The sequence below is a fragment of the Pseudolysinimonas sp. genome (genome assembly GCF_051954455.1).
In the GTDB taxonomy this organism is placed as follows: Bacteria; Actinomycetota; Actinomycetes; order Actinomycetales; family Microbacteriaceae; genus Pseudolysinimonas.
In genome coordinates, this window is record NZ_JBQCHS010000003.1 from 67,366 (window position 1) to 80,836 (window position 13,471).

The 13,471-nt window shown below is 74.2% G+C and carries 16 protein-coding genes; 11 read left to right on the forward strand and 5 right to left on the reverse strand.

Annotation, left to right across the window (positions count from 1 at the left end; all coding sequences use genetic code 11):
- Window positions 1-39 precede the first annotated feature (39 nt).
- The 7 genes from folP to ACTHM3_RS01425 are packed head-to-tail and all read left to right on the forward strand — an operon-like array spanning window position 40 to window position 5,027.
- Window positions 40-894, forward strand: coding sequence for a dihydropteroate synthase (gene folP / locus ACTHM3_RS01395; protein WP_440404296.1), 855 nt, complete (start codon window positions 40-42; stop codon window positions 892-894).
- Window positions 891-1,253, forward strand: a complete 363-nt coding sequence (gene folB / locus ACTHM3_RS01400) for a dihydroneopterin aldolase (RefSeq protein ID WP_440404297.1) — start codon at window positions 891-893, stop codon at window positions 1,251-1,253. Before folP ends, folB begins: the two co-directional genes overlap by 4 nt.
- Complete coding sequence (folK, locus tag ACTHM3_RS01405; RefSeq protein ID WP_440404298.1) at window positions 1,250-1,750, forward strand: 2-amino-4-hydroxy-6-hydroxymethyldihydropteridine diphosphokinase; 501 nt, start codon at window positions 1,250-1,252, stop codon at window positions 1,748-1,750. Before folB ends, folK begins: the two co-directional genes overlap by 4 nt.
- Entirely contained in the window at window positions 1,747-2,226 is a 480-nt protein-coding gene (locus ACTHM3_RS01410) for a DUF3180 domain-containing protein (protein WP_440404299.1), read from the forward strand. The genes folK and ACTHM3_RS01410 overlap by 4 nt, the downstream gene beginning before the upstream one ends.
- A gap of 2 nt (window positions 2,227-2,228) precedes the next feature.
- Window positions 2,229-2,720 (forward strand): PH domain-containing protein, encoded by a 492-nt coding sequence (locus ACTHM3_RS01415; RefSeq protein ID WP_440404345.1) that lies wholly within the window; start codon window positions 2,229-2,231, stop codon window positions 2,718-2,720.
- Between the two features lie 19 nt (window positions 2,721-2,739).
- Window positions 2,740-4,353, forward strand: a complete 1,614-nt coding sequence (locus tag ACTHM3_RS01420) for a PH domain-containing protein (protein WP_440404300.1) — start codon at window positions 2,740-2,742, stop codon at window positions 4,351-4,353.
- Window positions 4,350-5,027 carry a DUF2520 domain-containing protein gene (locus ACTHM3_RS01425; protein WP_440404301.1) on the forward strand — a complete coding sequence of 226 codons (678 nt, stop codon included), beginning with the start codon at window positions 4,350-4,352 and terminating at the stop codon, window positions 5,025-5,027. The genes ACTHM3_RS01420 and ACTHM3_RS01425 overlap by 4 nt, the downstream gene beginning before the upstream one ends.
- A gap of 9 nt (window positions 5,028-5,036) precedes the next feature.
- Here ACTHM3_RS01425 and ACTHM3_RS01430 read toward each other — a convergent pair whose 3' ends face one another.
- Window positions 5,037-5,684 (reverse strand): NAD(P)-dependent oxidoreductase, encoded by a 648-nt coding sequence (locus tag ACTHM3_RS01430; protein WP_440404302.1) that lies wholly within the window; start codon window positions 5,682-5,684, stop codon window positions 5,037-5,039.
- Window positions 5,685-5,769: 85 nt separating this feature from the next.
- Between ACTHM3_RS01430 and ACTHM3_RS01435 the strand changes: the two genes are divergently transcribed.
- Window positions 5,770-6,189, forward strand: coding sequence for a winged helix-turn-helix transcriptional regulator (locus ACTHM3_RS01435; RefSeq protein WP_440404303.1), 420 nt, complete (start codon window positions 5,770-5,772; stop codon window positions 6,187-6,189).
- Here the strand turns inward: ACTHM3_RS01435 and ACTHM3_RS01440 are convergent.
- Together ACTHM3_RS01440 and ACTHM3_RS01445 are read right to left on the reverse strand one after the other, a co-directional pair.
- On the reverse strand, window positions 6,123-6,989 hold the full coding sequence (locus ACTHM3_RS01440) for an alpha/beta fold hydrolase (RefSeq protein ID WP_440404304.1): 867 nt from the start codon (window positions 6,987-6,989) through the stop codon (window positions 6,123-6,125). The genes ACTHM3_RS01435 and ACTHM3_RS01440 overlap by 67 nt on opposite strands.
- Entirely contained in the window at window positions 6,974-7,726 is a 753-nt protein-coding gene (locus ACTHM3_RS01445; RefSeq protein ID WP_440404305.1) for a 3-hydroxybutyrate dehydrogenase, read from the reverse strand. The genes ACTHM3_RS01440 and ACTHM3_RS01445 overlap by 16 nt, the downstream gene beginning before the upstream one ends.
- 38 nt (window positions 7,727-7,764) lie before the next feature.
- Between ACTHM3_RS01445 and ACTHM3_RS01450 the strand changes: the two genes are divergently transcribed.
- Window positions 7,765-8,814, forward strand: coding sequence for an alpha/beta hydrolase (locus ACTHM3_RS01450; protein WP_440404306.1), 1,050 nt, complete (start codon window positions 7,765-7,767; stop codon window positions 8,812-8,814).
- On the opposite strand, the gene ACTHM3_RS01455 is transcribed toward ACTHM3_RS01450, so the two are convergent.
- Both ACTHM3_RS01455 and ACTHM3_RS01460 read right to left on the reverse strand, forming a co-directional pair.
- Window positions 8,815-9,609, reverse strand: coding sequence for a class I SAM-dependent methyltransferase (locus ACTHM3_RS01455; protein ID WP_440404307.1), 795 nt, complete (start codon window positions 9,607-9,609; stop codon window positions 8,815-8,817).
- Window positions 9,609-11,057 carry a serine hydrolase domain-containing protein gene (locus tag ACTHM3_RS01460; RefSeq protein WP_440404308.1) on the reverse strand — a complete coding sequence of 483 codons (1,449 nt, stop codon included), beginning with the start codon at window positions 11,055-11,057 and terminating at the stop codon, window positions 9,609-9,611. The genes ACTHM3_RS01455 and ACTHM3_RS01460 overlap by 1 nt, the downstream gene beginning before the upstream one ends.
- Window positions 11,058-11,128: 71 nt before the next feature.
- On the opposite strand from ACTHM3_RS01460, the gene panC reads away from it, so the two are divergent.
- Window positions 11,129-11,971 carry a pantoate--beta-alanine ligase gene (gene panC, locus ACTHM3_RS01465; RefSeq protein WP_440404309.1) on the forward strand — a complete coding sequence of 281 codons (843 nt, stop codon included), beginning with the start codon at window positions 11,129-11,131 and terminating at the stop codon, window positions 11,969-11,971.
- 9 nt (window positions 11,972-11,980) lie between these two features.
- Entirely contained in the window at window positions 11,981-13,468 is a 1,488-nt protein-coding gene (lysS, locus tag ACTHM3_RS01470) for a lysine--tRNA ligase (protein ID WP_440404310.1), read from the forward strand.
- Window positions 13,469-13,471: the final 3 nt, after the last annotated feature.

Below are 13,471 nucleotides of genomic sequence, written 5' to 3' on the forward strand. Positions count from 1 at the left end.
CGCGTGCGAGGGTTCCGCTGCGCTGGCTAGGCTCGCCGGATGACGCGGCTGCTGGGCATCCTCAACGTCACCCCGGACTCCTTCAGCGACGGCGGCGTGTGGGGCGACACCCAGGCGGCGATCGACCGGGGGGTCGAGCTCCACGAGCTCGGCGCCGACTACGTCGACGTCGGCGGGGAGTCGACCCGACCGGGTGCGGAGCCGGTCGATCCCGAGGAGGAGCGACGCCGGGTGCTGCCGGTCGTCGCCGGCCTCGCCGACCGCCGCGTGCCGGTGAGCATCGACACGATGCACGCCGACGTCGCGCGGGCGGCGCTCGACGTCGGCGCGCGGCTGGTCAACGACGTCTCGGGCGGTCTCGCCGACTCGGCGATGGCGCCGCTCATCGCGTCCGCGGGCGTGCCCTACATCGCGATGCACTGGCGCGGCGGGGCCGACGCCGCCCCGCAGTACCGCGACGTGGTCGCGGATGTGAAGGCGGAGCTCAAAACCCGCGTCGCCGAGCTCCTGATCTTCGGCGTCGACCCTGCGAAGCTCATCGTCGACCCGGGCCTCGGGTTCGCGAAGAAGAACGTGCACAACTGGGCTCTGCTCGGCCACCTGGAGGAGTTCGCCCGCCTCGGCGGCGGCGTGCTGATCGGCGCCTCCCGCAAGCGCTTCGTCGGCAAGCTGCTGCCCCCGGATGCGCCGTTCGAGGACCGCGACGCGCCGACCGCGATCATCACCGCGCTCGCCGCGCGCTCGGGCGCCTGGGGCGTGCGGGTGCACGACGTGGCGGCCAGCCGGCAGGCGCTCGACGTGTGGGAGCGCTGGCGGCACGGCGCCGAGTCGACCCGCGAGCCGGCGGCGCTGCCCGTCGGTGCGACGGAGAGCGTGTTCGAGAGCGCGACGTGACCGACCTGATCGAGCTGGTCGGCCTCCGCGCCTTCGCGCACCACGGCGTCTTCGAGCACGAGCGCCGCGACGGTCAGCCCTTCGTCATCGACCTGCAGGTGCGCCTCCCGCTCGGCGACGCAGCCGGCTCGGACGACCTCGGCCGCACGGTCCACTACGGCGAGCTCGCCGAGCAGGTCGTCGCGGCGGTCGAGCGGGATCCGGTGGACCTCATCGAGACCGTCGCCGAGCGCGTCGCGGCGGTCGCGCTCGGGTTCCCGGCCGTCGAGTCGGTGCGGGTCACGGTGCACAAGCCGGAGGCGCCGATCGCCGTGCCGTTCGACGACGTCCGCGTCGTCATCGAGCGGGGTCGGCCGTGATCGTGGGCGACGTCGCCGCCGGACGCCCCGCGGTCGTGGCCTTCGGCGCCAACCTCGGCGACCGCCGCGCGACGGTGCTCGCCGCGGTTCGGGAGCTGGCGGGGGAGGACGGCGTCGAGGTGACGGCCGTCTCCGACGTCGTCGAGAGCGTGGCCGTGAAGCCCGCGGGCGAGGACCCGGCGGCTCCCGCGTACCTGAACGGCGTCGTGCTCCTCCGCACGACCCTCGCCCCGGTCGAGCTGCTCGTGGTGCTCAACCGCATCGAGGACGCGCACGGTCGTGTCCGCATCGAGCGCTGGGGCGACCGCACGCTCGACCTCGATCTGATCGACTACGACGGCGAGGTCTCCGACGACCCGCGCCTGACCCTGCCGCACCCGCACGCCGTGGAGCGCGACTTCGTGCTCCGCCCGTGGCTGCAGGTCGACGGCGAGGCGACGCTCACCGGGCGCGGCCGGGTCGCCGACCTCCTGGCCGCCCTGGAGGCGGGGCGGTGAGGCAGACCAACCCCGCGCTGCTCCTCGCGCTCGCCGTCTTCGGCGGGGCGGTCGGCTTCGGCGCGCAGACCGTGCTCGCCACGATGGGCATGGCGAAGATCCGCCCCGAATACACCCTCGCGCTGAGCCTCGCGATCATCGCCGTGCTCGTCGTGCTGCTGGCGGTTCCCGTACGCCGCGCGGTGCGCGGACGGCTCGGCCGCCGCATCGACCCGTTCTACGCGACGCGCGTCGTGCTGCTGGCGAAGGCGTGCAGCATCGCCGGCGCACTCCTCGGGGGCGCCGCGATCGGGCTCCTCGCCGACCTGCTGCTGCGGAGCGCCTCCAACGGCGACACCCTCGCCCGGATCCTCGTCTGCCTCGCCGGGGCGATCGTGCTGCTGACGGGCGGCCTGGTGGCCGAGTTCCTGTGCCGGGTCCCGCCGCCGGACGACGACGACCGGCACGACGGCGACCCCGAGCGGGTACGGTCGTGACCGTGCCTCCGCGCCTCGACCCCGCTCCCGGCGACTGGCGGCGGGTGTCGCCGCGCTACGTCTGGGTGGACCTCGTGGGCCAGATCCTCAGCTGGGCGATCGTCGCCGCCGCATCGTCGATCCCGTGGTGGGTGTCGGGGCAGCGGATCTGGTGGCTGCTGCTCTTCCCGGCGGCGTTCCTCGTCGTGCTCGTGCTGGTCGCCGCGTTCACCCCGCGTCGCGTGCGCTCGATCGGCTACCGCCTCCGCGACGACGACCTGCTCTTCCGGCGGGGGCTCATGTTCCAGCGCTTCGTCGCCGTGCCGTACGGCCGGATGCAGCTCGTCGACATCAACCGCGGGCCGCTCGACCGCGCGCTCGGGCTGGCCGGTCTGAAGCTCGTCACCGCGGCGGCGGCGAGCAACGTGACCGTTCCCGGGCTCCCGATGGCCGACGCGGAGGCCCTGCGCGACCAGATCGTCGACCTCGCGGAGACCCGGAGGGCCGGGCTGTGACCGGCCGCCGGGCGCGGTCGTGACCGACGCGGCGGCGGTCGCCAAGGCCGAGGACCTCGCCGACGGCGAGTGGCACCGGCTCCACCCGGCGACGCCCCTGCTGCGCGGCGGCATCGCGTTCGTCGCGATCGTCGGCATCGTCATCGCGAACCTGCGCGAGCGGATCGTCGACTTCTTCGTGCCCGAAGCGGGCCGCTACGGCGGCGACCCGATCGACCTCATCGAGCGGCACCACCTGATCCCGGTCGCCCTGCTGGTCGTGCTCGGCGTGCTGCTGCTGATCCTCGTCGTCTTCTATCTCTCGTGGCGCGTGCACACGTTCCGCATCACCGACGACGAGGTCGAGGTGCGCAGCGGCATCCTGTTCCGCACCAACCGCAAGGGGCGGCTCGACCGCGTCCAGGGCGTCGACGTGACGCGCCAGCTGCTGCCGCGGGTCTTCGGGGCTGCGCGACTGGAGATCAAGGTCGCCGGGCAGGACGCGAACGTCAACCTCGCCTACCTCTCGAGCCGCAACGCGGACGCGCTCCGCCGAGTCATCCTCCGTCGGGCGTCGGGGGTGCGCGAGCAGGAGCGCGCCGCCGCGCAAGGGGCGCCGGGCGCGACCGCGGCTCCGCGCGGCGTCGCCGACCTGCTCAACCAGCGCGCAGAGGAGTTCGTCGCGCCGGAGCTCGATCCGTCGCTCGCCCCGCCGACCTCGGTCGTGCAGATGCATCCCGGCCGCCTCGTCGGCTCGACGGTGCTCAGCAGCGGCACCCTCTGGTTCCTCGGGATCGTCGCGGTCGCGATCGTCGCGGCGTTCGTGTTCCACGTCTACGAGCTGCTGTTCGCGATCGTGCCGACGGTCTTCGCCCTCGGCTCCGTGCTCGTGCGCCGCGTGACGAAGTCGCTGCGCTACTCGATCGCCGGCACCTCCGACGGCGTGCGCGTCGGGTACGGCCTGCTCTCGCTCAGCAACGAGACGCTGCCGCCGGGGCGCATCCACTCGATCCAGGTCAGCCAGGAGCTGCTCTGGCGCCCGTTCGACTGGTGGGAGGTGCGCGTCAACCTCGCGTCGCGGTCGCGCGAGCGCGGCCAGGAGGGGCGACGCGGCACCTCGATCCTGCCGGTCGGCAGCCGCGCCGAGGCGCTGAAGGTCGTGCAGCTCGCGCTGCCGGAGCTCCTCGCCGTCGACGGGATGCCGGACCTCGTGGCCGCCGCGCTCGACCGCGCCCGCCCCGGCGACGGCTTCACGGTCTCACCCCCGCGCGCCCGGATCGTGCGGTGGTTCTCGCGCAGGCGCAACGGCTTCGCGCTCCGGCCGGAGGCGGTGCTCCTGCGCCGGGGGGCGATCTGGCGCGACCTCGTCATGGTGCCGACGGCGCGCATGCAGAGCGTCGCGATCCACCAAGGGCCGTTCCTCCGGGCACTGCGGCTCGCGACGGTGCACGTGCACACCGTGCAGGGCCCGATCAACGCGCGCATCGGCGGGCTCGACCAGGACGACGCGGTCGGGTTCTTCCGCGACGCGGCCGAGGCGGATGTGGTGGCGGCCGCCGCCGACAGCTCCCACCGCTGGAACGCCGCGCGACCGCGTCTCGCGCCGCCGCAGCCGCACGAGCGCCGGCCGGAGCTGCCGCCGGCTCCGGCATGACCGGGCGCGACGGGCGCCTCGGCATCGGGGTCATCGGTGCGGGCCGGGTCGGCCCGGTGCTGGGCGCGGCGCTCGGCGGCGCGGGCCACGCCGTCGTCGGCGTCAGCGCGGTCTCGCAGACCAGCCGGGACCGGGCCGAGGTGCTGCTGCCCGGCGTCCCGGTGCTCGACGTGCCGGACCTCGTGGAGCGCGCCGAGCTCGTGATCGTCGCCGTCCCGGAGCCGGAGCTCGCCGGCCTCGTCGGCGGATTGGCCGCGACCGGCGCGTGGCAGGCCGGTCAGCTCGTCGCGCATACGGCGGCCGAGCACGGCGTCGGGGTGCTCGCGCCGGCGGCCGCGGCGGGCGCGATCCCGCTCGCGATCCACCCGGCGATGGCGTTCACCGGCACGAGCATCGACCTCGTGCGCCTCCGCGACGCGTGGTGCGCCGTGACGGCACCCGCTCCGGTGCTGCCGATCGCGCAGGCGCTCGTCGTCGAGATGGGCGCGGAGCCGGTCGTGATCGCGGAGGCGGACCGACCCGCGTACGCGGACGCCGTCCGCCTCGCGACCGGCTACTCCGAGACGATCGTCGGCGACGCGGTCGAGCGGCTGCGCGGGATCGGTGTGGAGCGCCCGGGGCGCGTGCTCGGGCCGCTGGTGCGGTCGGCGGTCGAGAACGCCCTCGACCGGTGACCCGCAGCATCACTCCGCGACGTTGACCTGCGTGCGGTGGTGCTCGTCGCGCTCGATGAGCTCGACGACGGCGAGCCCGAAGTCGGGGCCCGAGATGCGCGTCCCGCCCTCGGCGGTCAGTGCCACGTCGTCGCCGACGCGGAACGAGCCGGTGCGCTCGAACGGCGCGTAGGAGCCGTAGTTCTGGGCCGGGCTCACGAACAGCCAGTCGAGCTCCGCCGGGGTCGCGGGCAGATCCTCGTCGACGATCGCGGCGATCTCGAGCGCCTCGGCGCGGAACATCTCCGGGATCGCGTCCGCGTCCGCGGAGAAGCGGGGCGCCCCGGCTGCGGGACGGAGCGAGCTCCAGCCGCCGACGACGACCAGCCGGGCGCCGGCGGCGGCAACCAGCTCCGCGAGCCGGTGGTAGGCCGGGCGAACCTTGCCCGCCGTCGCGCCGCGCGGCGAGAGCGCGCCGACCACGACCTCCGTGCCCTCGACGGCGGACGCCAGGGCCGCGTCGTCGGTCGCGTCGCCCTGGACGTAGGTGACACCCGCGAGCGACGTCTCGGGAAGGGTGCGGCTGAACGAGGTCACCTCGTGCCCGCGCGCCGCCGCCTCCGCGACGATCGCCGAGCCGGCGTAGCCGGTGCCTCCGATGACGGTGATGCGGGTCATGTGCTGCCTTTCCTCGAGATCTCGATGCGATCGTGTCGCGTGGTTACTGTAGGAGAGCAACCTCCGAAGAGGAAGAAGGCACTTCGTGGTAACCACCCCGCTCGTCGGCGACCCCTACCGCGCCGACTGCCCGACCCGTCGCATCCTCGATCGCATCGGCGACCGCTGGACCGTGCTCATCGTGGGCATCCTCGGGCGCGGGGACGCCCGGTTCTCGGAGCTGCTGCGCGAGGTCCAGGGGATCTCGCAGAAGATGCTGACCCAGACGCTCCGCGGCCTCGAACGCGACGGCCTCGTGACGCGGACCGTGCACCCGGAGGTGCCGGTGCGGGTCGAGTACGCGCTCACCGAGGCGGGGCGCACGCTCCTCGCGCCGCTCCGCGCGCTCGAGGAGTGGTCCATCGAGCACCTCGGCGAGGTGGCCACCTCGCAGCGGGCCTACGACAGCTCGACCAGCGCGGCGGCGACCTCGGCCGCGCCGGGCGCGGTCATGACGATCGTGTAGTGGTTGAACCCGTCGACGAAGCGCGTCGCGATCGACGTCCACGGGGCGAGGAGCTCCGCCGTGTAGAGGCCCGGCGTCTCGTTCTGCAGCCCGCGCGGCACCCAGAGCATCGCGACCGGTGCCGTGATCGCGGCGAGGACCGCCGCCGGCTCCTCGCCGTAGAACTCGTGCGAGTCCTGCGCCACCGCGTCGGGGGACGCCGCCGGATGCAGCGGGTCGCCGACCAGGTCGTAGTCGAGGTAGGCGCGCACGGCGTCGTCGTCGACGAGCGGCCCGAGCGCCGGGGTCCCGGCCCAGAACTCGCGGTACGTCGCGCGGTCGGGGAAGGTCAGCGCGAGCCGCGCGAGCGCCGGCCCGAGGGTCGCGGTGATGGCCGCGTCGAGGTCGAGCCCGGGCGGCGCGGCGAACGGCACCCCGCCGTCGACGAGCAGCACCCCCGTCGCGCGCTCGCCGAGTCGCGCCGCGGTCGCGGCGGCGACGAACGCCCCCATCGAGTGCCCGACCAGCCGCACGCGATCGAGGCCCAGCCCGTCCAGCAGCCGCACCATGTCGGCGGCGTGGGTCGCCATCCCCCAGGGGCCGGGAAGCCCCGCGCTCCCGCCGCGCCCCCGCAGGTCGGGCGCGATGATCCGCCGATCGGGCAGCGCCTCCGCGAGCCGCGACCAGGCCAGGTGGGAGGCCGTGATCCCGTGGGTCGCGAGCACCGGCGGGGCCGAGGGGTCGCCCCACTCGCCGTAGACCAGCTCGCCGCCGTCGACCGGTACCGATCCCATCCGCGGGTCGATCACGACACGCTCCATCCGCCGTCCATCGTGTACGACGCCCCCGTGACCATGTCCGCGCGCGGCGAGACCAGCCAGCCGACCAGAGACGCGACGTCCGCCGGCTCGACCAGGCGCTTGATCGCGGCGCGCTCCAGCAGCACGGTCTCGACCACGTCCTCCGGGTCGATCCCGTGGATGCGCGCCTGGTCGGCGATCTGCTTCTCGACGAGCGGGGTGCGCACGTAGCCGGGGTTCACGCAGTTGCTCGTGACGCCGTGCGGCGCCCCCTCGAGCGCGGCCGTCTTCGACAGGCCCTCCAGGCCGTGCTTCGCGGCGACGTAGGCCGACTTGTACTCGGAGGCGCGGATCCCGTGCACCGACGAGACGTTGACGATCCGCCCCCAGCCGCCCTCGTACATGTGCGGCAGCGCGGCGCGCATCAGCAGGAAGGGGGCCTCGAGCATGATCGCGAGGATCCGGTGGAACATCTCCGGCTCGAACTCCTCGATGGGCGCCACCCGCTGGATGCCGGCGTTGTTGACGAGGATGTCGCAGTCGAGCCGCTGCCGGGCGAGCGCCGCCGCGTCGGAGAGGTCGACGATCCATGTGCTGCCGCCGATCCGGTCCGCGACGGCCTGCGCCGCCCGGTCGTCGACATCGGCGACGGTGACGTGGGCGCCGTCGGCCGCCAGCCGCTCCGCGATCGCGGCGCCGATCCCGCTGCCGCCTCCGGTCACGAGCGCCGTGCGCCCGTCGAGCTCCGCCATCCGCATCCCTTCCCCGAGCGGGTCGCCGGCGTTACCGTGACCCCGTGTCCACTCTGCTCCCCGGCATCACCGCCCGCCAGATCCCCACGGCGCGGCTCCGCACGAACATCCTCGAGCGCCCGGGCGACGCCGCGGACGGCACGCCCGTCGTGCTCGTCCACGGCAACGTCTCGTCGGCCGCGTTCTTCCAGCCCTTCATGCTCTCGCTGCCGTCGTCGTGGCGCGTGGTCGCCGTCGATCTGCGCGGCTTCGGCGACAGCGAGACGACCCCGGTCGATGCGACCCGGGGCCTGCGCGACTTCGCCGACGACCTGGCGGAGACCGTCGGTGCGCTCGGGCTGGCGGGCGATCCGCACCTGTTCGGCTGGAGCATGGGCGGGGGAGTCGTGCTCCAGTACGCGCTCGACCACTCGGTCGCGTCGCTCGCGCTGCAGGCGCCCGTGTCGCCGTACGGGTTCGGCGCGACCGCGCTCGACGGCTCGCTCCTCACCCCGGATGCGGCCGGATCGGGCGGCGGGGGCGGCAACCCGGACTTCGTCGCGGCGCTCCAGGCCGGCGACACGGGCGACGGGCCCGCCTCCCCGCGGACAGTGTACCGCACGGCGTACGTGCACGCCGGGCACGCCGACGCCTACGAGGACCTGTGGGTGGAGTCGATGCTCTCCACCGCGACCGGCGTCGACAACTACCCGGGCGACAGCCGGCCGAGCGACAACTGGCCGGGCTTCGCGCCCGGCGACCGCGGGGTGCTCAACACGATGACCCCCGACCACCTCGACCTCTCGGGCATCGCCGCGATCTCGCCGAAGCCGCCGATCCTCTGGGTGCACGGCGACAGCGACGCCATCGTCGCGGACGCCTCCTTTTTCGACCTCAACCAGCTCGGCGCGCTCGGGGTCGTGCCGGGGTGGCCGGGCGTGGACGTCGCCCCCGCACAGCCGATGGTGGCGCAGACGCGCGCGGTGCTCGGCCGGTACCGCGACGGCGGCGGCACCGTGACCGAGCTCGTGCTCGAGGCGTGCGGGCACTCACCGCACGTCGAGTACCCGGACCTCGTGCGCGCGGCCCTCGAGGAGCTCGTCGCCGGCGACTGATCAGCCCCTCCCGGCCACCGACCCCACGCCCAGCAGCGCCGCGGTCGGGAACCGCAGGACCCCGTCCGCGCCGACGAGCTCCGCCGTCCGCGCGAGGTACGCGTCGTGCATCCGCGCGCGCGTCGGGTCGTCCTGCGCCCGGTACGTCGTCCCGATCGTCCCCGCCCCGCCGGCGACCCCGCGCCACAGCACCTCCGGCGCGATCGCGAAGTCCCAGGTCGGCGTCGCGGCGACGACGTCGATGAGGCCGGCCGCGGCGAGCTCCGCCGCGAGGCCCTCCTCGGTCCGGTCGATGTCGTCGCCGGGGGCGAGGGCCGTGCCGGGCGGCGACACGGCGCCGGCGTCGGCGACGACGCCCGACCAGAGCCCGTTCAACACGGTCCGCCCGCGCGGCCAGATCGTCAGCGCGACGACGCCGCGCGCGACCCGCGCCAGCTCGGCGATCGCGTCGCGGGGGCGCGCGGTGTGATTCACGACGAAGTTCGCCGTCACCGCGTCGAACGCGGCGTCGGGGTGCGGCAGCCCGGGCAGCGCGGCGCGGGCGTAGCGCACCCCGCCGCCCCCGCGCTCCGCGACGGCGAGCATGTCCTGCTCCGGATCGGAGGCCGCGACGCGCCAGCCGCGGGAGGCGGCCGCGTGGGCGACAGTCCCGGGCCCGGTGCCGACGTCGAGCAGCGTGCCGCGCCCCGGCATCCGGAGCTCCACCGCGTCGAGGAGCGGGTCGACCGCGCCGGCGCAGAGCAGCGCGAACGAGGTCGCGTACGCCTCCGCGGTCCCGGCCCAGGCGCCCGGCATCAGTCGAGCATGCCGAGCCGGCCGACCACGCGCTCCGTGCGCGAGCTCCAGAACGGGAGGTCGAGGCCGACCGTGACGCGCACGTCGTCGTCCGCCCCGTACCCGGTCTCGAACCGCCAGATGCGCGCCGCCGCCGACTCGATGCACTGCTCGTGGAACTCGAACGTCGTGTCGTCGACCCACCCCGCGCGGCTGCCGGTGCGGCTTCCGGTCAGCTCGGGATGCGGCCAGATCGCCGTGGCGCCGGGCAGCCAGGCGTCGCGCGCGGCGTCGATGCGCTCGACCGCGCCGTCGGTGCCGACGGTCTCCAGCACGGTGCGGTCGCCGTCGAGGTGCAGCGTCACGGTCGAGAGGTGCAGCGACGTGAAGGGCAGCACGATCGGCATGCCGTTCAGCCGCGCAGCGACCTCGGGCGCGGTCGCGCGATACGACGGGGCCGGGAGGTCGAGGTGCGCGAGCCGCTCGCCGAGCGCCGCGTCGTCGAGGCCGCCCGCGTCCGTCCCGCGCGCGCGGTCGACGCCCGGCAGCAGGTGCTCCCACACGAGCCGCAGCACGGTGGCGTTGTCGATCGCCCCGGCCGTGATCGCGACCACCAGGTCGAGCTCCGGGATGACGAGTCCGTACTGCCCCCACGCGCCGTCCATCCGGTAGCCGTGCTGCGAGCGCCAGAACTGGAATCCGTAGCCGAGGGCCCAGTCGGCCGCGGCGTTCGGGCCGTCGTCGACGTGCGACCGCGTCGCCTCCTCGATCCAGTCGGCGGGCACGAGCTGCCGCCCGTTCCACTCTCCCCGGCGGCGGTACAGCTCGGCGAGCACCGCGATGTCCTCGGTGAGGAGCCCGAGCCCGGTGCCGCCGAGGCTGACGCCGGCGGGCGAGGCGGCCCACGGCGGGGTGTCGAGGCCGAGCGGCGCGAACAGCCGCGGCTCGAGGAACTCGGGCAACGTCACACCCGTCCGCGACTGCAGGGCGGCGCTCAGCACGTAGCTGCCGCCCGAGTCGTAGACGAAGTGCTCCCCGGGCGGGAAGAGGAAGGGCGACGCGAAGAAGAGGCGCGGCCAGTCCTCGCCCGGCAGCGCGCGCATGAGGCCCATGGTGTCCTCGTCGTGCCCGCTCGACATGGAGAGGAGGTGCCGCAGGAGCACGTCCCGCGGCCCCTCGACGCCGGGGAAGAAGTCCACCGCGGGCTCGTCGATCGAGAGGATGCCCTCCGCCTGCGCGATGCCGATCGCGGTCGAGAGGACGCTCTTCGACACCGAGTGCACCTGATGGCGCACGTCGGGCGCGAAGGGCGCCCACCATCCTTCGGCGATCACCGCGCCGTGGCGCACGACCATCAGGCTGTGCACGCCGGCGCGCTCGCGTTCGGCGGCGTCGACGAAGGCGGCGACGGCGGCGGGGTCGACCCCTTCCGCCGTCGGAGTGGATCGGGGGAGCACGGGAGCGGCCACGAGTCGGCAGCCTACGCCGCGGCCTCGTTAGCATCGACGGGGCGCCCGACGGGCGCGCGGAGGGAGCCCACGTGGCCGAGCCGGTCGTCGTCACGACCATCGCCGGGATGCGCTCCGCGCTCGCGGGCCGGGGGGCGGTGGCGCTCGTCCCCACCATGGGCGCGCTGCACGAGGGGCACCTGGCGCTCGTCGATCGCGCGCGGGAGGTCGCCCAGACGGTCGTCGTGTCGATCTTCGTCAACCCCACCCAGTTCGGCCCCGCCGAGGACCTGGCGAAGTACCCGCGCGATCTCGCCGGCGATCTCGCGGTGCTCGCCACCCGCGGGGTGGAGTTCGTCTTCGCACCGGACGCCTCCGAGATGTACCCGGACGGACCGACCGCCGTCACGGTGCACGCCGGCCCCGTCGCCGACACGTTCGAGGGGGCGTCGCGACCCGGGCACTTCGACGGCGTGCTGACCATCGTCGCGAAGCTGCTCCACATCGTCCGCCCGAGCCACGTCCTGTTCGGGCAGAAGGACGCGCAGCAGCTCTTCCTCGTGCAGCGGATGGTGCGCGACCTCGACATCGCGGTGGTCGTGGAGCCGGTGGAGACCGTCCGCGCCGGCGACGGTCTCGCGCTCTCCAGCCGCAACCGCTACCTCGACGACGCGCACCGTGCGGCGGCCGTCGCGCTCCGCCGCGCCCTCGACGCCGCGGCAGCGGCGGGGGAGCGGGGCCTCGCGGCCGCGACCGACGCCGCCCGTGCGGAGATCGCGGCCGACGACCTCGTTAAGCTGGACTATCTCGCCGTCGTCGATCCGCGTACCTTCCGCCCCGTCGACGACGCGTTCCGCGGCACGGCGCGCCTGCTGATCGCCGCACAGGTCGGCCGCGCACGGCTGATCGACAACGACGCCATCCACCTGAGCTAGAGGCCCGCCATGAGCGACGACGAGACCGGCACCATCGACATCGCCGAGCAGAAGGCCGTCCGCCTCGCCAAACGCGAGCGCCTCATCGCCGAGGACGGCGACGCCTACCCGGTCGGCGTGCCGGTCACGCACACCATCCCGCAGGTGCGGGAGCGCTGGGCCGACCTGCACGCCGACGAGGCGACGGGCGTCGAGGTCGGCGTCGCGGGCCGCGTGGTCCACCTCCGCAACACCGGCAAGCTCTGCTTCGCTGCGCTGCAGTCGGGCGATGGCGCCCGCATCCAGGCCATGGTCTCGCTCGACAAGGTCGGCGAGGAGTCGCTGCAGCGCTGGAAGGAGCTCGTCGACCTCGGCGACCACCTCTTCGTGCACGGCGAGGTGATCTCCTCCCGCCGCGGCGAGCTGAGCATCATGGCGACCGACTGGCGCATCGCGTCCAAGGCCGTGCTGCCGCTGCCGAACCTGCACTCCGAGCTCTCGGAGGAGACGCGGGTGCGCCAGCGCTACCTCGACCTCATCGCGCGCGAGCAGGCGCGGTTCACGGTCCGCGCCCGCGCCAAGGCGGTCGCGAGCCTGCGCTCGACCTTCGCCCGGCACGACTTCCTCGAGGTCGAGACGCCGATGCTCCAGACGATGCACGGCGGCGCCGCGGCGCGCCCCTTCGTCACGCACTCGAACGCGTTCGACACCGACCTGTACCTGCGGATCGCGCCGGAGCTCTTCCTCAAGCGCGCGGTCGTCGGCGGCATCGAGCGCGTCTTCGAGATCAACCGCAACTTCCGCAACGAGGGCGCCGACTCCACCCACAGCCCGGAGTTCGCGATGCTCGAGGCGTACGAGACCTACGGCGACTACGACTCGATCGCGCGGCTCACGCAGGAGCTCATCCAGGACGCGGCCGAGGCCGCGTCGGGCTCGCACGTCGTGACCTGGGCCGACGGCACGGAGTACGACTTCGGCGGCGAGTGGGACCGCATCCGCATGTACGCGTCCCTCTCCGAGGCGGCCGGCGTCGAGATCACGCCGGAGACCCCGCTGGCCGAGCTCGAGGCGCTCGCCGCGGCGAACGAGGTCGAGGTCAAGCTCCCGACGCACGGCAAGTACGTCGAGGAGCTGTGGGAGCACTTCGTCAAGGGCACGCTGCACCGTCCCACGTTCGTCATGGACTTCCCGGTCGACACCTCCCCGCTGGTGAGGAACCACCGCACCACCGCGGGTGTGGTGGAGAAGTGGGACCTCTACGTGCGCGGCTTCGAGCTCGCGACCGGCTACTCGGAGCTCATCGACCCCGTCATCCAGCGTGAGCGCTTCGTGGAGCAGGCGCAGCAGGCCGCGCGCGGCGACCTCGAAGCCATGCGCCTCGACGAGGACTTCCTCACCGCGATGGAGCACGGCATGCCCCCGATGGGCGGCATGGGCATGGGCATCGACCGGCTGCTCATGGCGCTGACCGGCCTCGGCATCCGCGAGACGATCCTCTTCCCTCTGGTCAAGTAGGGG